Genomic DNA, 26,461 nt, shown 5'->3' with positions numbered 1-26,461 from the left:
CACCGATCGGGGGACGAGGCATGTCCCCCGATGTCACGGCCGATCAGCGGATGCCCATACCGGCCGACTCTTCATAGCGTCGAGCCATGACTTCGAGCGCCGGCGGAACTGCGCTGCGCAGTTGCGTCGGCACTTCACTGCCCCGCATGCAGAGCCGCTACCCAGCAGAGATCTGGCTTCTGCTCGGCGGTAGCTTTCTGGTGCGCGCGTTGGGATTCGCGTATCCGTTCCTGAGTTTCTTCGTCGCCGAGCACGGTCACGGACCCACGGTCGTCAGCACGGTGCTGGCGGCGTTCGGTGTGGGCTGGGTGATCGGCCAAATGGTGTGCGGCTCACTGATCGACCGGATCGGCGGGCAGCTCACGCTCGTCGCCACGATGGCGGTCGCGGCGGTGGTGTTGTGCGTGCTGGCGGTGTCCCACAGCATGCCGATGCTGATCGGCGGCGCCGTGGTCTTCGGCCTCGCATTCGACGCGCCCCGCCCGGTGATCAGCGCCGCCATCGCCGAGCTGATCCCGGACAGCGGGCAACGAGCCAAGGTCGACGCGTTCCGCTACGGCTGGGTGGTCAACGCCGGCGGCGCCATCACCGGCGCGCTTGGAGGGCTGTTGGCGATCCGGACCGGTGTATCAGCCCTGTTCTTGGTGCATGCCATCGCCTGCGCGACGTTCGCGGCGATAGCGATGTGGTTCCTTCCTGGCGGCACCGGTAGTGCCGGACCGTCAACCGCGATGTCGGGTTTCCGGCAGGCACTCGCCGACTCTCGCCTTGTCCTCGTGTACCTCACGAGCGCGGCGACGCTGACGGCCATGACGGCCGTCCTCGCCGACATGCCGATGCTGATGTCTATACAGGGCCTGGGCGCAGACGCCTTCGGGTGGGCGCAGGTGGCCAACGCCGTGGGTGTCGCCGCACTGACCCCAGTGGTCACGCCGTGGCTGAGCAAGCGAATCGCGGTACGTCCGCGCCTCGACATCCTCGCGGTCGCGGGCCTGTGGGCCGCCGTGTGTATGGCCGCTGCCGCCTACGCGACCACGACGACGGAGTTCAGCCTGGCATGTCTGGGCGTCGCGGCTGCCGAGACCGCCTGGTTCGTCGTCGCCGTCGGGATCGTGCACCGGATCGCACAACCTTCGCGACGCGGTGTCTACCACGGGATCTGGGCGACCACCCTCCCTGTTTCGTTCATCGTCTCGCCGCTGCTGGCGTCGTTCAGCCTCGACGTCGGCGGGCCCCATTTGGTCGCCGCCACCACGCTGCTCGTCGGCCTACTCGGCGCCGCAATCTGCGTCCCGCTTTCACGCCGACTCAATGCAACCCATAACTGAAACACACCCGAAAAGGAGACAACATATTGACGAAGTATCTCGGGGTCAGCCGGGCGACGCTGTACCGCTACTTGGCGGCGTAGGGCATTTGTCCGGCAATACTCCCTATTCCACCGACGGGTTAGGGCCGAAGATGTGGCCGCTTGGACTGGTACCTCCAGATGGTGTGATCCAGGCTGAAGACGTCCCATCCTTCGGCAAGGGCGGCGGCACGAACCACCGCGGCGGCCTTTTCAGATGGCAGTGCGCGTCCAGCGACGCCGAGTGCATTCGCCACGTAACGAATGATCATGCGGTCGGGCTTTACTCCGATCACTCGCTCGGCGTAGCGCACCAATAAGTCCGGCGTCGGCGTCAGGCCACTTGGACCGCCGCTAGCGTTATTCCCATCCTCGGGAGGATGCGGGCGGGCAAGGATGAATAGATAGCCCCACGTCACCTTCTGGCCGGGCACTGCCTTCCAGTCGGCTTCGATGTCGGCAAGGTGTTCACCCAACACTGCGTTGTGCACATCTGGGGTCGTGAATATCCCGTGACTGCGCAGAATGTGTACTTGCTGAAAAACGGCCTCCGACTTGAGGATGCCGGATCGTGTTGATGTCCTTTGCCGGTTCTTAACCAAGCCCGCCCAGCTCTCGGGATCTACACCGTCGAAGGTACGAAGTAGATCGTCAATGGAGTCCTGGTCGGCGTCACCGCCTTGTTCCGTCCTCAATTTTCGATAGCGGTTCAGCACGTTTAGCACGGTCCGGTAGTTGGCACTGATCGAGTAGATTGCGTCAATGACGCACAACGCCAAACTGTTCGCGTAACCGTCGGGGGTGAACCACCGGTTACTGGGGCCGAGATCTCGTTTGCATGATGCGATCAACCGCTGGAGTTCCTCGCGAGTGAACTCGGCCATGACCCGACTCCTCCTGATTGCGGTTATCGTCACGTACCTGGCTTAGGTGTACCTGATTACCGTCGGGATCGCGGGTTCTTAGTCGCATCGGTCCCGGCAGCGCATACTGCGCGCCAAGTTCGTCAAGTCTGACAGTGACATCGGCGATGTTGGTCACCCGGAAACCCAGCTGCAGCCTGGTACCCGCAGCCCCCAATGATGGGAACAGCTGCAGGATGGTGTTGCCGACTGCGCCGTCGAAATGATGTGGGTGGCTCGGTTCGTCGACGGAGAACAGTCCCACACCGAGCGCACGATAGAACGCCGCTGATACGTCAACGTCGCGGACGAACAGCGTGACTTCCAGGATGCTGTGTGCAGTCACCTCCGGATCGTCGCATTGACTACCGACAGTCGGTGGAACGGCGGATCGGGCCGGGCGGTAAAGGTCGGAACCCAAATCGCATCTGCCGTGGAAAGTAGTACGACCTTGGCAAACTCGACGGTGTATTTGCCGGTCAAACACATCTAGCTTAGTAAGCTGGTCAGCGACCGGCATAGCCTAAGGTTAAGCGCACCGCTCGCTCGCCTCTACTCGCGAAGTACCACGAGCACGAGCTGCGGGCACTGCTCGAACTGGGCGAGACGGGTGTGCGCTGGCGGCACCTCGGACATGTGCCGGCGAGGTACGCGGCCAGCGTGATTCTGACCGAATTTCGTTAATCGGTCTTCGGGGCGAAACGGCGGACGACCGCCGAACCTATTGCGCCGACTGCGATCATCGTGACCGCCAGCCAGTCGGGAATCGCGTCGATGACCCAGCCGATGATGCCGACGATGAGGACGTACGTCGGTATCCAGTCCACCACCGGGAGCAGCGACGGCGCTGGTTCGGTGGACTCCCCCGCCTCCCGGTCCGCCTTGGCCCCAACGTAATCGGGGTACACGTCGGTGAACGCGACGGCGAAGAACGTCGCGCCGAGCTGAAGGATCCAACCGGTCCAGAAGTTATCGGAGTCATGCAGCAGGGTGATGCCGATGAAACCGAAGACCGCGCAGAACGCGAAGGCGGCGGCCCACACCGCCGAGATCACGTAGTTTGTTCGCCGGAATACCGGTGTGTCCCAGTACTCCTCGGGCGTCATGTCCTTCGCGTAGGACAGTGTGAAGGGTCGGCGCACGATCAGGGTGGTCACCGCGAACACGGTGAGCGCGATGTTGGACATCTCGCCGGTCCAGGTGCTCAGCCAGTCTTCGACACCGGTTCCGATGAGCATCCTCACCGCGAGGAGAAGGCCGAAGAAGACGACGCCGAACAGGGTCAGCGAGTGCAGACGGTCGCCGCGCCGCCAGCCGGCCCACATCACGAAGATCGAGAATCCGAAGGCGATCGCGATGGCGCCTTCGTACCGGCCCGGGCTCCCCACGACCGCCAACAGGATCCACGGTGCGATGCCTGAGATCGGTGAGTCCAGGAACCCGTCGAGCACCTTGGACACGCTGAATCGGCGCTTCTGCGGCGCTACAGGCTCAGTGTCGTCGGGCATAACGCGTCAAATGTAGCCGCGACGGGCCCTTAACGCGCGGATCTCGTCCCGCGGGCGGTGATTCCGGTGAAACCCCACTTCCCGCTGGTCGGAGACCTTATTCTCACCGCATTGTCTCGGGGGTCGAGAAGGGATGGCCCTATGCGCGCTGTGGTGCGAGGCACGCTCAAATCGTTATTGCGCTGCGGGCTGGCGGCCGGCGTCATCGCCACCGTCGGCCTGGCCGGACCCGCCGCCGCGGACCCGAACCCCATCACCCCCGGCGTGTATGGCGACCCCGTCGCCGCCGCCGAGTACTGGCGGCCTCAGCTCGCCGACGACAGCTGCGGACTGATGGCCGTCGCCGATGTCGTCGGCGAGATCACCGGTGATCTACCCACCGAGCAGGAGATGGTCGATCTCGCGGAGAACACGCCGTCGGTGAGCCAAGAGGGCCCCATCTATCTCGACCCGGATGCGCCCGGTGGCGGTGAGGGGATCTCGTACAAGGATCTGGTCGTACTCCTGGCCCACTTCGACATTCCTTCGAAGGTCACCTACAACGAGATCGCCGACGAGACCGGCGTGCCGACCGGGTTGCCCTCGCTGGAGCAGTATCTGGGCCAGGGCCGCAAGGTCATTGCGTTCGTGAACTCGGCGATCATCTGGAAGGACTCCGAAGAGCAACACGACTCGAGTGATCACTACCTGGTGGTGACCGGCGTGGATACCAATACCAATTCGGTGCACCTGAACGACAGCGGCGCCGAAGAGAACGGCGCCAACGAGCAGGTCCCTGTCGACACCTTTTTGGCGGCGTGGGACACCGGCGACGACACGATGATCGTTACCGACGCCGCGTAATTGGCCGTTGGCGCGATCTCTCGACCGCCACGCTCTCGAGGTCTGCGGATCGCCGACAACGCGCTTTAGCGCCGCGCACGGGTAGTAATCGATAGGGTCCGAACGTGTTGTCGCTGAGCGAGGTAATCGGCCTCGGCGTGCGCGGCCCCGAGGGACACGAGGTCGGGCGCATCGCCGATGTGACCGCACGGCTGGGTACACACGACGGCAACGCCGTCGGCCATCGAATTCTGGTTCGGCGCAGGCGCAACCACGACCAGCTTGTGCCCTGGTCGGCCGTCACCACCATTGCGCACGACGGTGCGACGGTCACGGCCGACGGCTCCGTCTCCGCCATCACTTCGGTCGACGCCGCAATGGAAACTGATGAGATTCTTCTCGGCCGGGATGTTCTTGACACACAAATTCTTGACACCGCAGGCCAGCGGCTCACCCGTGTCGCCGATGTGATCCTGTCTCCACGCACCGACGGACGTCTGGAATTGGTCGGCGTCGACGTCGGTTTCGGCACCGTCCTGCGCCGTCTTGGGTTCGGGAAGTTAGTCAGCCAGTGGCGAACAGACCTCGTCACCTGGACGGATCTCCACCTCACCTCGAAACGCGGACACACCGTGCAACTGAAGGCGCCACGCGCTGCGATTCACCTGCTGGACGCCGACGAATTGGCCGCCCTCATCGATCGACTCGACACGGAGTCGGCCACCGAGGTTCTTGCGGCTCGGGAACCCGAAATCGCCGCCGCGGTGATCTACCAAAGCACCCCCGCGGTCGGCGAGAGGTTACTGCGCGCGATGAGCGAAGCACATGCGGCCAACGTCGTCGCCGCGATGCCCGTCCACCATGCGTTGCATTGGAATCAAGTGCTGGCCGCCCCGCAGCTTCTGCGTGGCCGGCACTTCCTCCGCTCCCGCGCGTGGCCCCGCCGAGCGCATCGGGCAGACCGCCGGTGAAACGCCGTGGCCTGGCTTTCGGAGCGCTTCTGGCAGTGGTTGGCCCCGGCCTGCTGGCAGGACTGTCCGACGATGATCCCGCCGGCATCACGACGTACTCGGTGCTCGGAGCCGACTACGGTTACCAGCTCCTCTGGGTACTGCTGTTGTCCACGGTCGCACTCATCATGTTCCACGTGCTCGCCGTGCGCACCGGCGTTGTCACCGGCCAAGGACTGGTCGGCCTTGTCCGCCAACGGTATGGCGTGCGAATTGGCGGCGCAGTTCTCGCCGCACTTGTAGTCGCCAACATCGGCACGACATGTGCCGAGTTCGCAGGCATAGCAGCCGGATTCGAGTTGTTCGGAACGAACCGCTACATCTCTGTTCCCGTTGCGGCACTACTCGTTTCAGCGCTCGTGTTGCGGGGCAGCTTCCACCGCATCGAACACTTCCTACTGTTGTTGTCGACGGTTTTTCTGGCGTATATCGCGTCGGGTCTACTGGCCCAGCCGAATTGGGGCGAAGCGGTCCAGGGTCTGGTCGTGCCCACCATGCCTGCGAATTTCGATGCCATCGCGATCGTCACGGCCACCGTGGGAACGACGCTCGCGCCGTGGGGGCTGTCGTTCATCCAGTCCTACGCCGTCGACAAGAAGTTGCGTCCGAAAGATCTGGGTTTGGAACGCCTCGACGTGGTGATCGGTGCGGTTCTGACCGGGGTGATCGGGTTCTTCGTCGTCGTGGCGTGCGCAGCGACCCTGCACCGCGACGGCCGCACGATCAGCGACGCGTCGGACGCGGCATTGGCGCTGGAACCGCTGGCCGGACATGCTGCGTCCACGTTGTTTGCCGTGGGCTTGATCGGGGCGGCGCTGCTGGCCGCCTCCATCCTTCCGTTGTCGACGGCGTACTCGGTGTGCGAATTCGCCGGCTTCGAGGCCGCACTCAACGACCCATTTCGCGAAGCGAAGACCTTCTATGTGACGTTCGGGCTGGTGACGCTGCTCGGCTCGGTCATTGTCATGATTCCCGGCGTTCCGCTGGTTACCGTCCTCGTCGCCACCCAGGTTCTCAACGCGGTCCTGCTGATTCCTCTGCTTTGCGTGATGATCGGCATCGCCCGCGACGGCACCCTTATGGGCCGGTTCAGACTGCACCGAGTCGGGACCGTCGCCTATGCGCTGGTCACCGCAGTGGTCATGGCTTGTGTCGCCGTACTGGCGGTGGTCTCAGCATGATGGGCGCTCGGCGGACGCCGTCGTCGGCCTGAGCGGCCCTGGTCGCTTCATGACGAAAGCCGGACGCTCAGTGACTTCACATGAAGTTAACCCGCCGTGACCGGTGTGACACTTTCACCTAACTAGCGTCAGCGTTCGTAGTTCACGGATCGCACACCCGCACTCCTGCGCGCAACTACGTTGCCGCACAGTGCCCTGTTTGGTGGAGGTTGCCTTGACACCGGAAGTCGAAGACGCCATCGCATCGATGGCGGCGGTCAACAACGAGTTCTTCTATTGGGTGTCGATCGCGCTGATGATGCTCATCCACGCCGGGTTCCTGGCGTATGAGGTCGGCGCATCGCGGTCCAAGAACGTGTTGGCGACCGCGATGAAGAACCTGCTCGCCTTCGCGACCATCGTCGCCTCGTTCTATTTCGTGGGCTGGTTCCTCTACAACGCCATGCCGAGCGGGTTCATCGAGTTCAACGATGCAGCCAAGGCGGCACTCCCGTGGAGCGACAACATGGGACCGAATATCGACGACCCGGCCAGCGGCATCTTCTGGGGTGCGTTCGCGCTGTTCGCGGCGACCACCGGGTCGATCATGTCGGGCGCGGTGCTGGAGCGGATCCGTACCAGCGCCTTCCTGGTACTGACGGTGCTCGTCGGTTCGGTCGTATGGATCATCGGCGCCGCATGGGGCTGGCACGGCGCCGGATGGATGCTCACCAAGCTCGGATTCCACGACGTCGGTGCTGCTGGCTGCGTGCACATGATCGCCGGCTTTGCGGCACTGGGCATTCTGATCAATCTCGGCCCGCGCATCGGGCGGTTCCTGCCCGACGGCACCGCGGTCACCATTCGCCCGCACAACCTGCCGCTGACCATGCTGGGCCTGATGCTGATCTTCACCGGGTTCTTCGGCTTCCTGATGGGCTGCGTCATCTACGGTGCGGGCGGCTACTCCACCATCTACGCGAGCCCGACGACGTTGTCCGCCTTCGCGTTCAACACGCTGATGGGTCTGGCAGGCGGCATCATCGGCGCCTACCTCACCTCGCGCGGTGAACCGTTCTGGACCATCTCCGGCGGCCTGGCCGGCGTCATCTCGGTGGCCTCCGGTATGGACCTGTACCACCCGGCGCTGGGATTCATCATCGCTCTCGTAGGTGGCGCGATGATCCCCTACATCGGCAAGCTGCTCGAGAAGTTCCGCATCGATGACGTCGTGGGGGCCGTGGCTGTGCACGGCGGCATCGGTTTGTACTCGGTCATCATGGCGGGCGTCTTCCTGTGGGGTTACCCGAACACCGATGGAAATCCGTCGATTTCGCTGTGGGGCCAGTTGATCGGCGCCGCGACGTTCGCCGCACTCGGCTTCATTCCGGCGTACCTGGTGTCGCTGGCGATGAAGAAGGTCGGCCTGCTGCGCATTCCGGCTGAGGTGGAGAACCAGGGCCTAGACCTCACCGAGGTTCCGGCGACGCCATACCCAGAGGGCATTCCCGTTACGGCCATGCCCACCAACGGCATTCACGCCATGGTGGTCATCGAAGAGGAGAAGGTGTAACCGTGAATCCTTTCGACAGCTACGACGACGCCACCGTGGTGTTCACCTTCGGTGGGTACTCGGTGGGCGTCTGGATCGCGTTCATACTCGCCGTCCTGCTGTTCATCGGTTTCTTCGTCCGGATGATCCAGCACGAGAATCGCGCGTACAAGGCGATCATCGAGCATGAACCGTTCGAAAAAGGTCCGGTCGCGGAGGGCGAACCAACGGCCTACTGATCGGGCGTATACGCAGTGCCACTTAATAAAGTGGCACTGCGTATCGCCCTGACCTCGAACCCACAGCCAGCTCATTCGAGCTGGCTGTGGGCTTTTTAGTGGGTAAACAACCCGGCATCCTGACGATGCTCTCTCACGTTTTGATTGATGCCGACTACTACCATCGCAAAATGAGAACTCCGAAGCCGAGCGGCGACGACGCATTAGAGGACAGCTGGCAGAATTCTGATTACAATAAGATCATCGAGATGACGAAGCGGCTGGGCGCTCCGCAAGCCACCGACATCGTCTTTTTTCTGATGACTATCCCGCACAATGTTGCCGATGTTCTTACTCAGCAGATTCGCGTAGCCAATGAGGCTGCGGCAAAGGACGGAGTTTCATGACTTCTCTGCGCCTCTCACTAACGATGGAAAGCCTTGCGGTGGCATAAGTTATATCGTCGGCGACGGCGTGGCTGAGACCGCGAAGCGAATGATGGTCATAGCGAGATGAATAAATACCGAGCAAAGCAGACAACTGGCTTGCCATAGCAGCCAGACGAGACGGTGACATTGCAGCCATGGCGTTCAACAACGAGCCCTGGAGCCAGCCCAGGACATGAATGAATCCCTTGCGTACTATTTGAAACACGTCGGCGGTCGCGAGGTTGAGATTAACTATGACAATCCAGAGTGATAAATGACCCCCTACGGGGCTCGAACCCTGCGACAGGGGTGAAAATACAACGAATATTCTCCACCCGTGTTAAGACGGGCGGATGTCTGTCGAGCACTTCCAACGACGATTGAGTACAGACGTGTCGCCGCCACGTTAGGGCTTGGCCGGACAACGTTGAAATCCGGCCCCAGGGACTTAAGTGCTAGCTGTTCTCGGTCATGACGTTGGTTGCAGTCGGCTGATGGGTGGTACCCCGTCGAGTGCGCTGTGGCGGCGTTGAGTGTTGTAGAACTCGACCCAGGGCGCAAGTGCTCGGGCGCGGTCTGCGTTGGAGGCGAACACCCGGCGATAGGACCATTCGCTTTGCAGGGTGCGGTTATAGCGTTCCACCTTGCCGTTCTGCCATGGGCAGTGCGGCTTGATGAACAGGTGTTTGGCGTGCAGTTGGTCGATGACGGCAGCGACGTGGGCCGAGCGCCGATAGCTCAGATGGTTGTCGGTGATCACGCGCTCGATACGCGAAATGCCCTGCGATTGAAAGTATTGCGCCGCCCGAGCAATGAACCCGGCACACGTCGGACCTTTCTCATCGGCATGGATCTCTGAGTACGCCAGCCGGCTGTGGTCATCGACCATCGAGTGCACGTAGTCATACCCGATACCGCGCCTGCGGACCTGTTCACTACGCCCGTGAGCGCGCCACCCACCCCCCGTCGGGGATACGACCGAGCTTTTTTGACATCGACATGCACCAGCTCGCCAGGCCGTTGTCGCTCATAGCGTCGTGTCGTGGCCTTCGACGACTTGATCACCGCACCGGTCATCGGATCGCAGTCACGCAGGTAGGGCACAGCGCGACGGCGCAGAATCCGTCCCACGGTCCGGGGCGCAATGCCCAGTTCAGGACCCAGCCAGTCCTGGCCCCGACGATGTTTGCGCCGCGCGGCGATCACTTGGCGCTCCACCCGCGCCGAGGTCCGCGAGGGGCTGTGGTGCGGTCGTGAGGACCGGTCATGCAGTCCGGCCTCACCTTCAGCGGCATAACGGCTGATCCAGGTGTGGACGCATTTGCGGGAGATGCCCATCGCCGCGGCGATATGGGCCTGCGGCCACCCTTGCTGGTGGCGCTGCACGATCAGCATTCGGCCGTGCAGCGTGGTGCGGGCATTACGGTGGGACACGAGAACCTCCGGGGTGGTGATGGGCCTTCGACAAGCCACACCTCACCCGGAGGTTCTCCTCACATCAAGCCAACACGCCTGCTACCAACGTCATGACCGAGAACAGCTAGCGCTGCTTGTTGGGATCCACAAGCGGTGGGGCACCTTTGGGTCGGACGATTATTACTTTGTGGCGTGCACGAGTGATCGCTACCCGAAGTAGGCGTCGGCTTGACATGTGAGGCGGCTCCTCGCGCCCATCGAAGAACACTCCCTTGTACTGCGCTTCAACGATGAGGACCCCGTCAAATTCCTTGCCTTTGGATTTGTGGATATTCATCAATACGCAGCCCTGAGGTTCGCGTAGCTCTGTCATCAAGCGGCCTTGGTCGAGCGTTCGACGTACCAGTTCAGCTGCGTTGTCGTAGCCACCAGAGTGGTCCCATTGCTCGGAGAGCCGTCCACCGATTTCGTCCGAGGCACCAAACAACCTGATGAACCGTGCCGCTTGGACGATGTCCTTCAGTCCTGCTCCCACGAGTATGTCCTGCGCCGCCCTCCAGTCGGTTACAGGGTTGCCGACGTAGGCAGGCATGGCTTCGTTCTGCTCAACGAGATGCTTGGCAGCCTTTAGCCGGACGTTACCGCCCTCAATGAGTGCCTCGGCATTTGCGCGGTAACTATCTCTGGCCTTGATCGCACTGGCGATCGGCGTGTTGCTGATTGCGCTCTTGACGTCATAGAAGTTCGCTATAGCGTTAATCGTCCCGGCCACAGCACTCACGGAATCCTGTAGGGGCCATTCAAGGATGGAGGCGACGATTTGGGCTGCCGCAGCAGAGAGTTCGACGTCCCACAAGACATCGTGGGCCACCGGTTTGAGTTCTGATCCGTTGTAGGTTCGTGCGCTCGACAACCAGCCGGAGACGTCAGAGACCAGCGTGTTGGCACGGGCAAGGACGGCGATGCTAGGGCGCTTTACGCCTTGCGTTCGCAGCTGCGAGTAGAGCCATCGCACCGCAGCATGGGTCGTCGATTCGAGCGCCCTTGGGTAGACGGATACCACCTTGACGTCGGCCGTATCGGGCAGCGCGCGGTTTCGAAGCACTGCATCCGCGAACTGCAGAATCCCGGCATCAGGGCTTCGATGGTTTTCGCCGCCCAAGTCAAACTCGCTCGGCTTAAGAATGGCTCTGACCTGATCGAGTCGGTTCGGGTCGACTTTGTCGTCGTACTCAAAGATGCGTTGGTCGGCGTCCGCCAAAATGATGACCGTACTTCGGATAGCGAGCGCTTGGACAAGTTCCCATTGCGAGTCACTCGTGTCCTGAAACTCATCGAGGATGATCACGGGGAATCTGTCCGCCACAAGCTCAGCGACCTTTGCGACTCCATCGATCAAACGAGCTGCCCCGCTTGCGAAGTAGTCAAACACGTACACGTTCTCCTCGGTAGCGAGCCGGTCGCGTTCGGCGCTCCAGTCGCCCTCAAAATTTGCCTTCGCCACCTTTTCGCGATCAGGGAACAAGATTCGTGTCGGCTGTCCGGTCAGCAGGCGGCCATGAGCACGAAGGATGGTCAAGCAGAAAGCGTGATAGGTCTGGACCGAGATTCGAGCGCGTTCGGACGCGGTGAGGACGTCGCGGCACCGCAGCACTACTTGTCGGACGGCGGCACGTGAGAAGCTCAAGAACAAGACCTCTTGTTCGGGTTCGAGGTCCAGGAGCAAGCGCTTGGCCTTGAGTAGTGCGAGGGTGGTCTTGCCGGAGCCGGGACCGCCAAGCACCATGACGCGGCCGTCTTGTTCATAAGCGTCCTTAGCTTGGCCAGTCAGATCGAAAGTCATTCGCCCTCAGTTGATTCCGACTCTGGCTAAGGTACACCTGGCTCCTCCGGCTCAGTGCGCAACTCCTGATCGATTTTGATCAGAATCGTGACAAGTTCAGTCGGCAACTCAGCCTCAGTCTCACACTGCTCAATGAGCATTGCGGCGTAGGCGTAGGCCTCCCCCTTGCGAGCTTTCAGAACATTGAAGGTGAGGGCGGGAACGTCATCGTCGGACATAGCCGGGTTGTACGGATGATGAGTGCCTGGGTAGTCCGCTCGAGCTGATACAGACTCGAGGAACCTGCGAAGCGTGGTGACTGGAATGCCATTGACGAGAACCTGCTCGATGCCTGACTCGGCCGATTCCCAGAAATGATCGAACGCCGCACGGTTGGCCAGCACATCTGCCGGAGGAGTCGCGTTTGGCTTGTCGCATGTGCCGTAGACCACCTTGCCAAGCGCCTTGAAGATTGGGCCGAAGCGGTCGACGTCGCCATCACCAGAACATGGAAATATTGAGACACCAGCAAAATCGAGATGAGTGTAGCCGACTCGAACACGTTCCAAGACAGACGAAATGGCCGGGAAGACAACAGCTTCGGTCGATCCCTCAACGACTAGCACTCCGCGAGCGAGGATCGCCTCTGCGAACTGGCGGCGATTCGTCAGATAGGTCTTTCGTTTGATCTTGGTCAGGTTGATCGGCGCTCCTGTGAGCATCGTTCCTTCGCGATGAAGCATGACGATGCTCTCGGGTTCGAACTGCTCGATCACTGGCGCTGAGTGCGACGTGACGATTGACTGCCCCATTTGTTGCAACACGTATCGAGTGACGTGTCGCTGTGTATGCGGAGGCAGCGCGATCTCTGGCTCCTCCATGGCGAAAATCACCGACTGCCTGCCTTTCAGGTCGGCAATGATGGTCAACAGGGAGAAGACCAGCAGGTTGATTGAGCCCGTGCCTTGGCGCGTATACGGTACAAGGTGGTCGCTCGGCTGGGTGGCCACAAAAAGGCGGACAACTTCACGCAAATGCTGTCTGGTCAGATCGGAAGCGAAGAATGCTGCAGAGTCCTCGCCTTGTGCGAGGTTGACGTGAATCGCCCTGGAAATCCCGGAGGCTCCTGACCTTGGAAACGAGGATGCAGGTATGCCGAAGGAACAGTCTGCCGGGAAGCCCACGTCAAGGCGTTACAGCCCGGAGGAGAAGGCCGCCGCGGTGCGGATGGTCCGCGCTCTGCGTGCCGAGTTGGGCACCGAGCAGGGCACGGTGTCGCGGGTGGCCCGCCAGCTCGGGTACGGGGTGGAGTCGGTGCGCTCGTGGGTGCGCCAGGCTGACATCGACGACGGGTACGCACCGGGAGTGTCCACTGCGGAGTCGGCGCGGATCAAAGCGCTTGAACAGGAGAACCGAGAACTCAAGCGTGCCAACGAAATACTGAAGCGAGCGGCCAGTTTCTTCGGGGCGGAGCTCGACCGCCAACACAAGAAGTAGTCGACTTCGTCGACGCCCATCGCGCCGAGTTCGGGGTCGAGCCCATCATCACCGTCCTGCGCACCGCAGGTGTCGATGGCCCCGAGCACCTACTACGACACCAAGACCCGCGCGCCGTCGGCGCGCGCAGCGGGACGAGGTCCTGGGGCCTGCCCTGGTGGCGTTGTGGGAGGACAATTACCGCGTCTACGGGGCGCGCAAGCTGTGGAAAGCCGCCCGCCGCGCTGGCCACGACGTCGGCCGCGACCAGGTCGCGCGGCTGATGCGCGCGGCCGGCATCCACGGAGTGCGCCGCGGTAAACGGGTGCCCACCACCACACCGGACCCGGCCGCGGCGCCACCCGGATCTGGTCAACCGGAAGTTCAGCGCGAGCGCGCCCAACCAATTGTGGGTCACCGATCTGACGTTCGTGCCGACCTGGTCGGGGGTGGCCTATGTCTGCTTCATCGTCGACGCCTACTCCCGGATGATCGTGGGCTGGCGAGTGGCGTCTCACATGCGCACCACCATGGTGCTCGACGCGTTGGAAATGGCCCGCTGGTCACGCGGAAACCTGTTGGAAGGCTTGACATGTCACTCCGATGCCGGATCGCAGTTCACGTCCATCCGCTACGGGGAACGGCTCGCCGAGATCGGCGCGGTGCCCTCGATCGGTTCAATCGGAGACAGTTTCGATAACGCCCTCGCCGAGACAGTCAACGGCTACTACAAAGCCGAGCTGATCTACGGCCCCGCCCGCAGCGGTCCATGGAAGACCGTCGAGGACGTCGAACTGGCCACCCTGGGCTGGGTCTACTGGCACAACACCAACCGCCTCCACAGCTACCTCGATGACGTTTCACCCACAGAGTTCGAAGCAGCGTTCTACGATGCCCAACGGACCGACCAACCCCTGGTCGCAATCCAATAGTTCGAGTCTCCGTCAGAACCAGGGCGATTCAACGAACTTGCCGAGCCGCTCCTTGAGTGTGTCGCGCACTGTCTGAAGTTGGGTAATGTCACCGATAGCCGGTGTGAGCGTGGATAGATGATTGAGGGTGCCCATCCACATTTCGGCTGAGCCCTCACCGCCTAGCTGAAGGATGGTGTCAAGGAGGGAACCGCGCTGGAGGCTAAGTGCGCGGGATCCTGTGCGCAAGGCTCGGAGATACACATAGCCAACGAGGCGTTTATGTGTCCGGTGAAAGACCGATCGGCCACCACCGAGCGAGGCAAGCTGTTCAGGGTCAAGTTCATCCGGCACAGGCTCGGGATGGGAAAAGTACGTCTCCCCGACAAAGTCGTCTTCGTCCTTGTCGTATCGACCGATGAAGCAGACGGGTAAGCCCCATTCCACAGTCTCGCCGTCTGCGCGCTCTGAGCCTCCAGGTTCGTCGTCGATAAACAACCCGGTGTCGTTGTCCCACAAGCGCAGGTGCTGATCCCCGAATCGACGGCGCTCTTCATCGGCCAAGTCAGTGAGTACGAGGTCGATCCGTACATCGAGCGGATTGCCTTCGTCGTCCACGTACTGACCAAGATAGAAATCATGCTCATCAATCACCGGCCTGCGGTACAGGCGTTCGGGCCCAAGTACGAGATCCATAGCTTCGCAAATCGTGGACTTTCCGACATTATTGCCGCCCACGAGCAGAGTATGAGGCTGGAAATGCACCTCGCCATCCTTGGTGCCGCGGAAATTCTGAATACGCAAATACCGAGCCCTCATACATTATCCCTGAGCCACTCGGTGGCGTTGTCAGCAAAACCCTTTGATACCCACGAGCGATGCTTCAGTTCTACAACAAGCAACAGATCGACGCAGTCTTGATGGCGTCTGTTCGAGTCGTATGAAGTGGGTAGCGTATTCATGGCCCTCTGTAACCGGTTAGATGGTGCGTTCGGCGAGGCTTGGCACACTATTGCTTGTTCAATGATAGCATAGTGAGCAAACATCCTATGAGCGTCTGTCAGCGAGAACCGTCGGCGTATCGAGGCACCGCTCACCTACCCGGCGGAGACAGTTAAGTTGCATTACACCGAATGTTACATAAACAGCGACTACATTTATAGCCCGCGCGGCTACACTCAAAGCTATATAAAGGACGGGTACATATATAGCCAAAAAGGTTATACGCAGTTTTATTTGCACGGCAACTATATCTATGGGCCACTTGGTTATTCGAACTACTACATATCGAACGGCTATATTTACGGCCCGTCGAAAGAATTGCCTTGGCTATAGGGTGGCATTCAACGAATTCAATATCTGATTGTGACGCGTCACACTCGCGGGATGTTTTCCGTCCGTCGCTCCGCCAAAACGGCGAGCGTGGTTTTCCGCGATCTTCTTGACCGATGCCCGGCTGATCATCTTCGTCAGCGCAACGACCGTGGACGAGGCGCGCCGTGTAGCCCAAGAGATCAGGGACAACGCTCCCAAGCCGAAGCAGCGCGGCGACGACTTGGTCGACATCTCCGTCTGGTACCTGTCCGGCAAGCCAACGTCGACAACGAAACGTATCAACGTTCCGCTCTGGGACGACATCCAACGCAATTACCCAGTGCCCAGTGAGAGAGTCGCTGCACGCGTTGTTTGGGATGGAGAAGCCAACGGACGCCGGCAAGCTGATCCTGTTGCACGGCGAGCCCGGCACCGGCAAGACCACTGCGATCAGAGCCTTGATCCGCCATTTGCAATGCTGGTGCCGGGCGCAGTACATATCCGACCCTGAGCGCGTGTTCTCAAGTCCCGTGACCCGTCCCGGTGAGTCCAGAGACTGCATTTGTTGAATCACCCCGCCTTTGGTGGAGTGCGTCTGTGATCGTAGTGGAGCCTCTCGACGGCCTCAGGGGTGAAGTCGTCGAGGTACTCGTGGGGGCGTTCGGTGTTGAACCACGCGACCCATTCGGCGGTGGCGAGCTCGACCTGGTTGACGTCACGCCAGGGGCCTTGCCGACGGATGAGTTCGTTCTTGAATGAGCCAACGGTGGTCTCGGCCAAGGCGTTGTCCAGCGCGTCGCCGACCGAGCCGACCGAGGGATCCACGCCCTCGTCGATGAGGCGCTGGGTGAACGCCACCGATGTGTACTGGCTGCCGGCGTCGCTGTGCGCGATCAGCCCGCGCAGGCTGGTGGTGCCGTCCTGGGTGCGGGTGAAGAAGGCGTGCTCGATCGCATCGAGGACCAGATCGGTGGTCATCGACCGGGCGGCGCGCCAGCCCAGGATCCGGCGGCTGTAGGCGTCGATGACGAACGCCACGTAGACGAACCCCATCCACGTCGACACGTAGGTGAAGTCAGCCACCCATAACCGGTTTGGCGCACAGGCGTAGAAGCGTCGATCAACCAGATCGGGGTACCGCTGGTGGCTGTCGTCGGCGACGGTGGTCTTGTGCTTGGACCCGTAACGCGCACCCTCCCAACCCTGTTGGCGCATGATCCGCTCCACCGTGCACCGTGCCACATCGTGGCCCTGCCCGCGCAGCCAGATCCACAACTTGCGCGACCCCAACGTCTGGACGAACCGACCTTTCTTCTTGTCTTCCCTGGCCGCAGTGATGATCTCGACCAACTCGGCATCCCGGATCTGGCGACGCGTCGGGGTCTTCGTGATCCACTCGTAGTACGTCGACGGACTGATCGGCACACCGTGCTCGGAGAGCACCGCACATGGGCTCGACACCCCAGCGCAAGCCGGCCCCACCGTCGGGGCCGGAGACCTGGTGGTCCTTGTGTTCGGCGATGAACCGGATCACCGTCTCCCGGGCCGGTCGAGCTCGGCCCCGAAGAAAATCGCCGCTGCTTTCAAGATCTCATTGGCCCGACGCAACTCGGCGATCTCCTTGCGCAGCGCCTTATTCTCCTCGGCCATCTGCGTCGTCACACCCGGCCGCTGGCCGGTGTCGACCTCCGAGCGACGGATCCAGGTCCGCAGGGTCTCCGGGGTGCCGATCCCCAACATGCCCGCAACCGCGGTGATCGCCGCCCACTGCGACGGGTACTGCGGGCGCACCTCAGCGACCATGCGCACCGCCCGCTCACGAAGCTCGTCGGGGTACTTGCTGACACGTCCCATGACTCAGATCCTCCCAAGATCGGGAGTCTCCGGACTCACCGGGACAGGTCACCGGCTACATGATGGACGTTCTTGGCAAGCACACCGATGATGAATCTGCGAAATGGCAACTGCTGGTTGCTGAAGACAGCGATGAGTTCCTACGCGTGTCCGCCCGCCGGGAATCCGGTGCAGCGCTTGGCCGACTTCTTAACCTGTCTGATGGCATTCTCGGCCAAGGCTCCAATACCCTCATCCTGCTCACCACCAATGAACGCTTGGATCGACTGCATCCCGCGTTGATACGGCCGGGCCGCTGCCTCGCCCAGGTGGAGTTCACGAAGTTCTCCCCCAGCGAGGCCGACGCGTGGCTGGCCGATGATATGCCGCGACAGACCGAGCCCAAGACGCTAGCCGAACTCCTCGAACTATCGACCCTTCAGAAACGGATCACAAATGGGATTGCGCCAGTAGCGAGGATCGGTCAGTACCTGTGAAGTAGTCGAGCGCGAGCATCTCGCTAGCGCAGACGATTATCCCGCAGTCATCAAGTAGTTCCCGCCCATACCGCTGCCACAGTGGCGTACACCAGTCTTGGGTATGTGTCTTATTGGCGGCGGTCGCGACAAGCAGGTCCTTCCCAAATACCTCTGAGAGGGCAGGCGCGCGATGAGGCGCTCCATGCCTTCTGGAACAGACGCTAATCTGGGTTAGGACTGGGCAACTCCTCTACCAAGTCTTCAACATTGACTTCAAATACTTCTGCAAGCTTGACAACTGTTTCCAGCGAAACGTTCCTCTGGCCAGACTCGAGTCTGCAATATTCTCCCGTTCGGATGCCGCATCGAGAGGCAACCTCCCCTTCCCTCAACCTTAGAGCTTTCCGGTGGCCACGGATACGAACGCCAAATTCTCGGGTCATTTCACTTAACGACTGTTCGTCGTCTGATCCACCGTCAATGCCGACAAGCTTGTGGATAAAAACGTGATACGCAGGAGAATAGATCTTGCTTGTCTGCGCGAGGTGGCGCTTGTCCGCCACAGCCCTGCCCCGAATAATCGGCTTCAAGTGTAGCCAGTAATCGCCGCCCGTTACCTCCCGCACATCCAAGACTTCGTACGATCGCAGCGACCCGACTTCTGTAATTGCGTCTTCACCTTGTCTAACATCTCTAATCCTACGTCGCTTGCCTCGGTCAAACACAGTCCTGAGACGACGGCCATGCCACAGGTTTTCGGTACCGTTGTATACACCCGGCATTGAGAATGCAAGAATAATGTTTAGCAACCCGGGAACATACAAACCAAGGAAAATGGAATCCCACAGCTGGACACGATCAGTAATCCGCCAGTGCGACAGGAACACAAACTCCCAACGTGACAATGCCCATGAGAATACTAGAACAGCGATCAAATACAGTGCGGTTAACACTGCCAGTGTCTCCACTATACGATACCGGGGATTGAGCACCTCTGCCCAGAATTGATCTGTCTCATTGTGCCGACGCGCAAACTTTAGCTTAGGAAATTTTGATCGTTTGACATAGCTCATTGGGAACGTCTTTCTAACAACGATCGCCACAATCGCTACTATCAATACGGTCCCAAAAAACCATACAAAGAACTTTGCGTGCGCCCAGGGTGGTACTTCTAATTCCTCCTGCATCACCTCCACAAACACAAGGGCGTTGTACATCAGAAGTGTCGTCGTTCCGGCGAGCGCCAATCCAGAAAGGATATTGCCAAGGGTGGTGAGCTGCTTGTTCGGAGCGGGGTTATTCGCCGCATGGTGTGTCAGCATTAGACCGATGCCGGCCACAAGTAGGGACGCGCCAAGCGCAATCATCCCCGAAGCGGGCATAAATTGAATCCAGGCCATTTTGCATGCTTCCCGAGCGCCGCTGGTCGCCTCAGCGTCAGGAAATGCGCCAGCGGGCGTCATAGCCTCATTTGTTTCACCTATGATTATTAACGTGTTCGCTAGAGGGCGGTTTCCGCTGGGTGGTTGAGTGGCAGCAACCGATCCAAAGAAATACGCTGCGAAGGCAAGAACGACGAAGCCAGTGGCGAACAACGCAAGAGTGTGAGAAACGCCGCGGCGGGAGCTTCTCGCATTCGGCGTTGGTTGCCCAGCCAGTAGCAGCGTCGTGATTGCGAGAACCATGAATCCAGCAAGAACGCCCGCGAGCGTGGCATTGGACGCCGATAGGTCCAGGACGCTCCAAGGATGTCTCGGCGACAAACACCGCTCGTCGAAGATTAGGTTTGTCTCATCCACAAGCGCACCTGGCCACTGTCAGCGCAATTCATTGCCCCATTGCTGGAATGGTATGAGAGCAATGGTCTTCCTCGTGGCCGATTGGTCGAACTCGGTTGGTATGGCAATCTGATGCGCCCTGCTAACACCGCGGAAGTGGAGAGGCTGTTCAGCCAGTGACGGCCCGAACCAGCTAGTGAATACTTTGGGTAGTGCCGAAGTAAGGCATCAACCGTTAGCCTGAACCGAACCCGCATGCAGGGAGCATCGAGGACATTCCGCCGGGGGGCTTCGCGAAGCCTCGTGGCGGATGTTCGACCACTATCCGGTTATGGATGCAGTTTCTGGCAGGCTGGAAAATAGGACTCCGTCGGTCAGCGGTTGGCTGTTGCGCCGCCACTGGACACTGCGGACGTGACGGACGACTCCTAGACCGATCTGCAGCTTCCCATTGCCAACGGTCATGAAGATCTATGAACGCCTTCAGAACGACGTCGAACTCTTCGAGCCGCGCGACGGACAACTTGCGCGCACGACGACCGAACTGTTCGAGCGCGTCATGCAGCTCGGATACAGGCCGGCGGGTGTTCATACCCCATTGATCCCGCCATAGGTGCCGAACTAGGTGCCTCTTTTGGGGCCGAAGTTGGCGACCATCTTTGCCTCCTGTGTCGGGGGCTAACCGTCCCTACGTTCAGGACGTTCGCAACCAACGAGATGAAAGTAAGGCGCCCGCGACATGTCTCTTCCGATGATCCGGCCGAGCACGGCTACGGCCGGTTCGGCAGCCAAGGCGGGCAGATCGTCATCCTCGCCAACCCAAATGAAGTTGAGGACATGACTGGCGGGCAGGCGTCGAGTACGCCACCGGCAAAATTCCGAAGTGGGACTTCATACCGTCCGCCGCGCTGCCCGCATACTTCACCACCGAGCATCTTGTGGGCGCGATCGATCCCGCCGACCGACTTCAACGGACTCAAGGTCCTCGGCAGCTACGGCGACGCCTGGCTGATCGAATCGCACTACATCCCATCGGGCTACGTAATCGTCGCTGCGACAGGCGGGCTCGACTCGGACATGAACCCGGTAGGAATGCGTGAGCATGTAAACACCGCTTACCACGGCCTTCGCCACATCCCCGGCCGTGGACCGTATCCGCTGACTGATTCGTTCTACGCCAGGGGATTTGGTACCGGAGTCAGACACCGTGGTGCAGCGGTCGCCGTGCAGGTAACCACGAACGTCAGCTACACGGCTCCCACCATCAAGACGTAGGCGCGGATGATGCCCGACAGATGCCGCAACTCGCGCGATCCATTCAGAGACTACGGCGCACCCTCTGAGTTCTCATGGGGCCCAGGGCCGGTGCCGCCCGGCAAGGAGCACGCGCCGCCAAGCGAAGGCGGCGTGTACCGAGCGATGTGCCCGCTGGTGCAACTCACCCGCAGCGACGACCTCAGCGTGCGGCCGAGACAACGCAGATGGAGGCCGGGCGACCCGCCGCGTGGCTACCCCGGCGAGCGCGTCGGCTGAGGCAACGACCTAGGTCGCGTAGACGTTTCGCCAGTTTGTCTTCAGGGAACCGTCGGGTCGGCGCGGTTTGGCAAACCATAGCTCAGCTGCGAACTTTGATTCATACTTCACCTTGCCGAGGGCGTAGGTGAAAGTGCCGTCGATACTAAGGTTGCGTTCCGCATCAATCCACGTCTGCACTTGGGGATACGGCTTGAGAAGAATCGTGTAATGCCCTGGCTCAGAAGGCATCAACGCCTTCTTTTCGAACTTCTCGCTGCGAGCCGAAACAATCACCTCGTCAGGATCCTCTTTCACACAGGGCTTCACTTCAACAATCAGATGTGCGTTCAACGCGGGCAGTGGTCCACTGTTTAGGAGCTTCACGTACAGATGGGGCTTACCCGTGTGATCAAGCTCGTACTTGAAGTCGTCCAGGCCGACCCACGGCCGCAGACGGCTGCTGATTTCAGACCTCGATTGACGCCAAGTGAGCCATGCGAAGATAACCGCTCTGACCGCGCTCGCTGAAATTCCCCACTGACGCTCATCGAAATTCCCCACCCGTGTGGCTCCGCCGAGAAGGGCGGGCCTCCTTCGATGCTGCTGGTGTCTGACGCCTGCAGTACTGCCCGAAGGAGGCCCGCTTTCTCATGCTCACATGGGAGGACGATGTGGAATTACATGTGAATCGCCCTGGTTCTGACGGAGACTCGAACTATTGGATTGCGACCAGGGGTTGGTCGGTCCGTTGGGCATCGTAGAACGCTGCTTCGAACTCTGTGGGTGAAACGTCATCGAGGTAGCTGTGGAGGCGGTTGGTGTTGTGCCAGTAGACCCAGCCCAGGGTGGCCAGTTCGACGTCCTCGACGGTCTTCCATGGACCGCTGCGGGCGGGGCCGTAGATCAGCTCGGCTTTGTAGTAGCCGTTGACTGTCTCGGCGAGGGCGTTATCGAAACTGTCTCCGATTGAACCGATCGAGGGCACCGCGCCGATCTCGGCGAGCCGTTCCCCGTAGCGGATGGACGTGAACTGCGATCCGGCATCGGAGTGACATGTCAAGCCTTCCAACAGGTTTCCGCGTGACCAGCGGGCCATTTCCAACGCGTCGAGCACCATGGTGGTGCGCATGTGAGACGCCACTCGCCAGCCCACGATCATCCGGGAGTAGGCGTCGACGATGAAGCAGACATAGGCCACCCCCGACCAGGTCGGCACGAACGTCAGATCGGTGACCCACAATTGGTTGGGCGCGCTCGCGCTGAACTTCCGGTTGACCAGATCCGGGTGGCGCGCCGCGGCCGGGTCCGGTGTGGTGGTGGGCACCCGTTTACCGCGGCGCACTCCGTGGATGCCGGCCGCGCGCATCAGCCGCGCGACCTGGTCGCGGCCGACGTCGTGGCCAGCGCGGCGGGCGGCTTTCCACAGCTTGCGCGCCCCGTAGACGCGGTAATTGTCCTCCCACAACGCCACCAGGGCAGGCCCCAGGACCTCGTCTGCGCGCGCGCCGACGGCGCGCGGGTCTTGGTGTCGTAGTAGGTGCTCGGGGCCATCGACACCTGCGGTGCGCAGGACGGTGATGATGGGCTCGACCCCGAACTCGGCGCGATGGGCGTCGACGAAGTCGACTACTTCTTGTGTTGGCGGTCGAGCTCCGCCCCGAAGAAACTGGCCGCTCGCTTCAGTATTTCGTTGGCACGCTTGAGTTCTCGGTTCTCCTGTTCAAGCGCTTTGATCCGCGCCGACTCCGCAGTGGACACTCCCGGTGCGTACCCGTCGTCGATGTCAGCCTGGCGCACCCACGAGCGCACCGACTCCACCCCGTACCCGAGCTGGCGGGCCACCCGCGACACCGTGCCCTGCTCGGTGCCCAACTCGGCACGCAGAGCGCGGACCATCCGCACCGCGGCGGCCTTCTCCTCCGGGCTGTAACGCCTTGACGTGGGCTTCCCGGCAGACTGTTCCTTCGGCATACCTGCATCCTCGTTTCCAAGGTCAGGAGCCTCCGGGATTTCCAGGGCGATTCAATGCCCTGGCCAAGCGTGGTTGGACGATCTCGGCGATCGCCCGGCACACCGGCTTCGACCGCAAGACGGTCCGCAAGTACCTGGCCGGTGACGGCCAGCCCGGGGTGCGAGCCCGCCCCGGCCCGGACCCCTTCGATCCGTTCGTCGACTACGTCACCGCGAGGCTGACCGAGGACCCACACCTGTGGGCCCGCACCCTGTTCGACGAACTCGAGGAACTGGGCTTCGGGCTGTCGTATCAGAGCCTGACCCGCAACATCCGCACCCGGAACCTGCGCCCGGTCTGTGAAGCCTGCCGCGCAGCCACACAGCGCCCGAACGCCGTCATCCCACACCCACCGGGGGACGAAACTCAATGGGACTGGCTGGAATTGCCCGATCCACCGGCATCGTGGGGTTGGGGCAAGACCGCACACCTGCTGGTCGGATCACTGGCTCATTCCGGGAAATGGCGCGGCTTCCTGGCGGCGTCGGAGGATCAACCGCATCTGGTCGCCGGCCTGGACCGGGTGAGCCGTGGCCTGGGAGGGTGCACGCGGGTGTGGCGCTTCGACCGGATGGCCACGGTCTGCGATCCCGGCTCGGGCCGGGTGACCGCGTCGTTCGCCGGGGTCGCCAAGCACTACGGCGTCTCGGTGGCGATCTGCCCGGCCCGGCGCGGCAACCGCAAGGGCGTGGTGGAGAAGGTCAACCACACCGCCGCGCAACGTTGGTGGCGCACCCTGGCCGACGATATGACGGTTGAGGCGGCCCAGGTCGACCTGGATCGCTTTGCGCGGGTACGTGGTGACACCCGGTTGCGGGCCACCGCTGATGGCCGGTCCTCGGTCGCGGTGGTGGCCAAAACGGAGCCACTGCAACCTATGCCGGCAACCCCATATCCGGTGATCGTGACCGAGACCCGCACGGCGTCGCGGCAGGCGTTGGTGTCTTACCGCGGCAACCGCTACTCGGTGCCCCCGGAGCTCGCCACTGCTCAAGTGGTGGTCAGCCATCCGGTCGGTGGTCAGTTCTGCGATATCGCCACCATGAGCGGGATCGTGGTCGCCCGGCACCGAATGGCCGCCGACGGGCTCGGGTGATGGTGCGTGACAGCGGTCATGTCATCGCCCTGGACACCGCGGCGATGGCCACCGCGGCGACCGGACGGCCACACCGCCGCAAGGAACGCATCCCACCCGGCCCGGCGGCCAAAGCCGCTGCCGCGCAACTACTTCAACTCAGGCAGCTACCCATCACGGCAATTGAAACGTCAACTCCGTCAACCGATTCCACCGTCATCGATCTGTCCGCCTATGAGCGGGCCGCCCAGAACAGGACCATCCAATGACCCCACACCCCGCACCCCAAAGACCACCACCACGACCACCGGCGACGAGTCGCCGTCGGCGGCGGCGTCGCGGTATCAGCAGCTGCGTTCGCATCTGGCCGAACTCAAACTGGCCGCGGCCGCCGAAGCCCTGCCCGCGGTCTTGGACCAGGCCGCCGCCGAGAACCTCTCGCTGACCGTGGCCCTGGAGCGACTGCTGGCCGTGGAAGTCGAAGCCAGCACCGCCCGCCGACTGGCGGGCCGGCTACGGTTCGCCTGCCTGCCCACCCCGGCCACCCTCGATGATTTCGATGTCGATTCCGCCGCCGGCATCGACCGCAAGCTCATCGACGAACTGGGCACCTGCCGCTACCTGCAATCAGCGACCAACATCTTGTTAATCGGACCACCGGGCACCGGCAAAACCCACCTCTCCGTGGGATTGGCCCGCGCCGCCGCGCACGCCGGTTACCGGACATACTTCACGACCGCCGCCGACCTCGCCGCACGGTGTCACCGCGCCGCGATCGAGGGACGCTGGGCCACCACGATGCGGTTCTACGCCGGACCGACCCTGCTGGTTATCGACGAACTCGGGTATTTACCGCTGCCCGCCGAGGCTGCCTCCGCATTGTTTCAGGTTGTGTCCCAACGGTATTTGAAGACCAGCATCGTCATCACCACCAACCGCGGGGTGGGTGCGTGGGGCGAAATCCTCGGCGACACCACCGTCGCCGCAGCCATGCTCGACCGTCTGCTGCACCGCTCGGTGGTCATCAACCTCGACGGCGAGTCCTACCGCCTCCGCGACCACCAGGCCGCCGCCGAAACCCTGCGCCGCACCACCACCGGCACCCGCCAACAACTACACTGACCGCTGCTCACAGGTGAGGAATTTCAACGAGCACACCTGAGGACTTTCGATGAGCGCGGTCAGCTCCGAATGCGAGTGCTCCTGCCATGGCAGTTCCCACTGCCTCAACGCTGGCGGGATTCCAGCCCCACCCATCAGACCCAGGATTCCAAACCCAAAGGTTCACTCGCTAGCCCTCCGCCCGCGTCGAGTGTGCATCGCCCTCTTTTATTCGCGGCGCACACCGCGCGATCGTATTGAGTGCCTACGACGGCGCGGTGGCTGTTTGCAGGGATCTCCTAATCCTGCGCGTCGCGCGCTTCGCGGAAGAGCGCCGCATTCTCGGCGGTGAACCAGTACTCCACGAACTCTCCATCGGGGTAGTCGAAGGACCAGGCGTAAGTGCGATTGACGCCCCGGCAGTAACGGCCCGGCTACGTAAGCAGCCCAGCGATTGCGAGCCTCCCCTTTTTCAATGCCCAATATCCTCGCAAGCTCGTCGCCACTGAACCGCTCTTCGGGCGAGTCGATAAGCGTCGAGAACAAGCGCCGTGCCGTATCGCATAGCTTGTCCCAAACTACAGCGGCTAAGTCGGCGTCGGCACTCGCTCTTCCAGTCGCCGCGCAGTCACACTCTGGCCCATTCACCATGTCAAAACGCGCCCAAGTCAACGTCCGGGCCGCGCCAGTTAGCTAGCGCGCGGACCCTTCCGCCGCGAGCCCGCCGCGCGCCGCGACGACGCCGCGACGGGAGGTCCGATCGGGCAATTTCTTCGGCTCGA

Annotated in this window: 22 protein-coding genes, 5 pseudogenes and 2 other annotated features; of the genes and pseudogenes, 15 read left to right on the top strand and 12 right to left on the bottom strand. The window is 61.7% G+C overall.

Going from position 1 to position 26,461, the window contains the following annotated elements:
* The first annotated feature begins 86 nt into the window (after nt 1-86).
* Nucleotides 87-1,328 (top strand): MFS transporter, encoded by a 1,242-nt coding sequence (locus G6N43_RS14305; protein WP_234810346.1) that lies wholly within the window; start codon nt 87-89, stop codon nt 1,326-1,328.
* 121 nt (nt 1,329-1,449) lie between these two features.
* Here G6N43_RS14305 and G6N43_RS14300 read toward each other — a convergent pair whose 3' ends face one another.
* The 3 genes from G6N43_RS14300 to G6N43_RS14290 all read right to left on the bottom strand — a co-directional run bounded on the left by G6N43_RS14300 (nt 1,450) and on the right by G6N43_RS14290 (nt 3,758).
* Entirely contained in the window at nt 1,450-2,232 is a 783-nt protein-coding gene (locus tag G6N43_RS14300; RefSeq protein ID WP_083157781.1) for a DUF8548 family protein, read from the bottom strand.
* The gene (locus G6N43_RS14295; protein WP_133056603.1) at nt 2,162-2,596 is read right to left on the bottom strand and encodes a VOC family protein; all 435 of its coding nucleotides are present in this window, start codon (nt 2,594-2,596) and stop codon (nt 2,162-2,164) included. Before G6N43_RS14295 ends, G6N43_RS14300 begins: the two co-directional genes overlap by 71 nt.
* Before the next feature lie 334 nt (nt 2,597-2,930).
* A complete protein-coding gene (locus tag G6N43_RS14290; RefSeq protein WP_110810584.1) occupies nt 2,931-3,758 on the bottom strand; it encodes a hypothetical protein in 828 nt (275 codons plus the stop codon).
* Nucleotides 3,759-3,899: 141 nt separating this feature from the next.
* Between G6N43_RS14290 and G6N43_RS14285 the strand changes: the two genes are divergently transcribed.
* The 6 genes from G6N43_RS14285 (at nt 3,900) to G6N43_RS14260 (ending at nt 8,927) form a co-directional block, all read left to right on the top strand.
* Nucleotides 3,900-4,601: a C39 family peptidase gene (locus tag G6N43_RS14285; RefSeq protein WP_083157780.1), complete on the top strand. Its 702-nt coding sequence runs from the start codon at nt 3,900-3,902 to the stop codon at nt 4,599-4,601.
* 104 nt (nt 4,602-4,705) lie between these two features.
* A complete protein-coding gene (locus G6N43_RS14280; protein WP_083157779.1) occupies nt 4,706-5,551 on the top strand; it encodes a magnesium transporter MgtE N-terminal domain-containing protein in 846 nt (281 codons plus the stop codon).
* Nucleotides 5,548-6,771 carry an NRAMP family divalent metal transporter gene (locus G6N43_RS14275; RefSeq protein ID WP_083157778.1) on the top strand — a complete coding sequence of 408 codons (1,224 nt, stop codon included), beginning with the start codon at nt 5,548-5,550 and terminating at the stop codon, nt 6,769-6,771. Before G6N43_RS14280 ends, G6N43_RS14275 begins: the two co-directional genes overlap by 4 nt.
* Before the next feature lie 214 nt (nt 6,772-6,985).
* Nucleotides 6,986-8,323 (top strand): ammonium transporter, encoded by a 1,338-nt coding sequence (locus tag G6N43_RS14270; protein WP_083157788.1) that lies wholly within the window; start codon nt 6,986-6,988, stop codon nt 8,321-8,323.
* Nucleotides 8,324-8,325: 2 nt separating this feature from the next.
* Nucleotides 8,326-8,541, top strand: coding sequence for a hypothetical protein (locus tag G6N43_RS14265; RefSeq protein WP_083157777.1), 216 nt, complete (start codon nt 8,326-8,328; stop codon nt 8,539-8,541).
* Between the two features lie 86 nt (nt 8,542-8,627).
* Entirely contained in the window at nt 8,628-8,927 is a 300-nt protein-coding gene (locus tag G6N43_RS14260) for a hypothetical protein (protein ID WP_083157776.1), read from the top strand.
* Between the two features lie 490 nt (nt 8,928-9,417).
* Here the strand turns inward: G6N43_RS14260 and G6N43_RS14255 are convergent.
* From G6N43_RS14255 to G6N43_RS14245, 3 genes and pseudogenes are all read right to left on the bottom strand, one after another.
* Nucleotides 9,418-10,382, bottom strand: a pseudogene (locus tag G6N43_RS14255) (IS481 family transposase).
* A gap of 106 nt (nt 10,383-10,488) precedes the next feature.
* Nucleotides 10,489-12,207: a UvrD-helicase domain-containing protein gene (locus G6N43_RS14250; RefSeq protein WP_083157883.1), complete on the bottom strand. Its 1,719-nt coding sequence runs from the start codon at nt 12,205-12,207 to the stop codon at nt 10,489-10,491.
* 26 nt (nt 12,208-12,233) lie between these two features.
* Nucleotides 12,234-13,196 carry an ATP-dependent nuclease gene (locus G6N43_RS14245; RefSeq protein WP_083157882.1) on the bottom strand — a complete coding sequence of 321 codons (963 nt, stop codon included), beginning with the start codon at nt 13,194-13,196 and terminating at the stop codon, nt 12,234-12,236.
* Between the two features lie 142 nt (nt 13,197-13,338).
* Between G6N43_RS14245 and G6N43_RS14240 the strand changes: the two are divergent.
* Nucleotides 13,339-14,594 (top strand): annotated as a pseudogene (locus G6N43_RS14240) (IS3 family transposase).
* Nucleotides 13,638-13,767: a sequence feature (AL1L pseudoknot), on the top strand. Its footprint overlaps the pseudogene before it by 130 nt.
* Nucleotides 14,595-14,606: 12 nt before the next feature.
* On the opposite strand, the gene G6N43_RS14235 reads toward G6N43_RS14240, so the two are convergent.
* On the bottom strand, nt 14,607-15,392 hold the full coding sequence (locus tag G6N43_RS14235; protein WP_083157894.1) for an ATP-dependent nuclease: 786 nt from the start codon (nt 15,390-15,392) through the stop codon (nt 14,607-14,609).
* A 664-nt stretch (nt 15,393-16,056) separates the two neighbouring features.
* Between G6N43_RS14235 and G6N43_RS31070 the strand changes: the two are divergent.
* Nucleotides 16,057-16,176: pseudogene (locus G6N43_RS31070) on the top strand (hypothetical protein); the annotation flags it as partial.
* An 88-nt stretch (nt 16,177-16,264) separates the two neighbouring features.
* Nucleotides 16,265-16,456 (top strand): AAA family ATPase, encoded by a 192-nt coding sequence (locus tag G6N43_RS31065; protein ID WP_407664900.1) that lies wholly within the window; start codon nt 16,265-16,267, stop codon nt 16,454-16,456.
* Between the two features lies 1 nt (nt 16,457).
* On the opposite strand, the pseudogene G6N43_RS14225 reads toward G6N43_RS31065, so the two are convergent.
* Nucleotides 16,458-17,741 (bottom strand): annotated as a pseudogene (locus G6N43_RS14225) (IS3 family transposase).
* Nucleotides 17,742-17,803: 62 nt separating this feature from the next.
* On the opposite strand from G6N43_RS14225, the gene G6N43_RS14220 reads away from it, so the two are divergent.
* Nucleotides 17,804-18,217, top strand: coding sequence for a hypothetical protein (locus tag G6N43_RS14220; RefSeq protein ID WP_133056617.1), 414 nt, complete (start codon nt 17,804-17,806; stop codon nt 18,215-18,217).
* Nucleotides 18,218-18,420: 203 nt separating this feature from the next.
* Here the strand turns inward: G6N43_RS14220 and G6N43_RS14215 are convergent, their stop codons facing one another.
* The gene (locus G6N43_RS14215) at nt 18,421-19,884 is read right to left on the bottom strand and encodes a helix-turn-helix domain-containing protein (RefSeq protein ID WP_163658104.1); all 1,464 of its coding nucleotides are present in this window, start codon (nt 19,882-19,884) and stop codon (nt 18,421-18,423) included.
* Nucleotides 19,885-20,440: 556 nt separating this feature from the next.
* Here G6N43_RS14215 and G6N43_RS14210 point away from each other — a divergent pair.
* Nucleotides 20,441-20,590, top strand: a complete 150-nt coding sequence (locus G6N43_RS14210; RefSeq protein ID WP_163658102.1) for a hypothetical protein — start codon at nt 20,441-20,443, stop codon at nt 20,588-20,590.
* 323 nt (nt 20,591-20,913) lie between these two features.
* On the top strand, nt 20,914-21,252 hold the full coding sequence (locus G6N43_RS14205; protein ID WP_234810358.1) for a hypothetical protein: 339 nt from the start codon (nt 20,914-20,916) through the stop codon (nt 21,250-21,252).
* A gap of 267 nt (nt 21,253-21,519) precedes the next feature.
* Here the strand turns inward: G6N43_RS14205 and G6N43_RS14200 are convergent, their stop codons facing one another.
* Together G6N43_RS14200 and G6N43_RS14195 are read right to left on the bottom strand one after the other, a co-directional pair.
* Nucleotides 21,520-22,053 carry a hypothetical protein gene (locus G6N43_RS14200; protein WP_083157862.1) on the bottom strand — a complete coding sequence of 178 codons (534 nt, stop codon included), beginning with the start codon at nt 22,051-22,053 and terminating at the stop codon, nt 21,520-21,522.
* Between the two features lie 154 nt (nt 22,054-22,207).
* Nucleotides 22,208-23,463 (bottom strand): IS3 family transposase gene (locus G6N43_RS14195; RefSeq protein ID WP_407664899.1). Its coding sequence is split into 2 segments (ribosomal slippage): nt 22,208-23,160 and nt 23,160-23,463, totalling 1,257 coding nucleotides; the frame shifts between segments, so codons are not numbered across the junction.
* Nucleotides 23,035-23,164, bottom strand: a sequence feature (AL1L pseudoknot). It overlaps the preceding gene by 130 nt.
* Before the next feature lie 2 nt (nt 23,464-23,465).
* Here G6N43_RS14195 and G6N43_RS14190 point away from each other — a divergent pair.
* Nucleotides 23,466-24,847 (top strand): annotated as a pseudogene (locus tag G6N43_RS14190) (Mu transposase domain-containing protein).
* Nucleotides 24,813-25,700 (top strand): IS21-like element helper ATPase IstB, encoded by an 888-nt coding sequence (gene istB / locus G6N43_RS14185; RefSeq protein WP_163658100.1) that lies wholly within the window; start codon nt 24,813-24,815, stop codon nt 25,698-25,700. Before G6N43_RS14190 ends, istB begins: the two are co-directional and overlap by 35 nt.
* Nucleotides 25,701-25,907: 207 nt before the next feature.
* On the opposite strand, the gene G6N43_RS31060 is transcribed toward istB, so the two are convergent.
* Nucleotides 25,908-26,330: a DUF6416 domain-containing protein gene (locus G6N43_RS31060; RefSeq protein WP_220100601.1), complete on the bottom strand. Its 423-nt coding sequence runs from the start codon at nt 26,328-26,330 to the stop codon at nt 25,908-25,910.
* Nucleotides 26,331-26,461: the final 131 nt, after the last annotated feature.

Origin of the sequence: Mycolicibacterium moriokaense, assembly GCF_010726085.1 — a bacterium.
GTDB lineage: Bacteria > Actinomycetota > Actinomycetes > Mycobacteriales > Mycobacteriaceae > Mycobacterium > Mycobacterium moriokaense.
This window is presented reverse-complemented; position numbering and strand designations above follow the sequence as displayed.

What these genes read in the sequence shown, in the direction of transcription:
- G6N43_RS14210 (WP_163658102.1), top strand. Translation starts at nt 20,441, where the DNA reads ATGAAGATCTATGAACGCCTTCAGAACGACGTCGAACTCTTCGAGCCG.
- G6N43_RS14215 (WP_163658104.1), bottom strand. Translation starts at nt 19,884, where the DNA reads ATGGTTCTCGCAATCACGACGCTGCTACTGGCTGGGCAACCAACGCCG.
- G6N43_RS14250 (WP_083157883.1), bottom strand. Translation starts at nt 12,207, where the DNA reads ATGACTTTCGATCTGACTGGCCAAGCTAAGGACGCTTATGAACAAGAC.
- G6N43_RS14235 (WP_083157894.1), bottom strand. Translation starts at nt 15,392, where the DNA reads ATGAGGGCTCGGTATTTGCGTATTCAGAATTTCCGCGGCACCAAGGAT.
- G6N43_RS14285 (WP_083157780.1), top strand. Translation starts at nt 3,900, where the DNA reads ATGCGCGCTGTGGTGCGAGGCACGCTCAAATCGTTATTGCGCTGCGGG.
- G6N43_RS14305 (WP_234810346.1), top strand. Translation starts at nt 87, where the DNA reads ATGACTTCGAGCGCCGGCGGAACTGCGCTGCGCAGTTGCGTCGGCACT.
- G6N43_RS14300 (WP_083157781.1), bottom strand. Translation starts at nt 2,232, where the DNA reads ATGGCCGAGTTCACTCGCGAGGAACTCCAGCGGTTGATCGCATCATGC.
- G6N43_RS31060 (WP_220100601.1), bottom strand. Translation starts at nt 26,330, where the DNA reads ATGGTGAATGGGCCAGAGTGTGACTGCGCGGCGACTGGAAGAGCGAGT.
- G6N43_RS31065 (WP_407664900.1), top strand. Translation starts at nt 16,265, where the DNA reads ATGGAGAAGCCAACGGACGCCGGCAAGCTGATCCTGTTGCACGGCGAG.
- G6N43_RS14220 (WP_133056617.1), top strand. Translation starts at nt 17,804, where the DNA reads ATGGACGTTCTTGGCAAGCACACCGATGATGAATCTGCGAAATGGCAA.
- G6N43_RS14290 (WP_110810584.1), bottom strand. Translation starts at nt 3,758, where the DNA reads ATGCCCGACGACACTGAGCCTGTAGCGCCGCAGAAGCGCCGATTCAGC.
- istB (WP_163658100.1), top strand. Translation starts at nt 24,813, where the DNA reads ATGAGCGGGCCGCCCAGAACAGGACCATCCAATGACCCCACACCCCGC.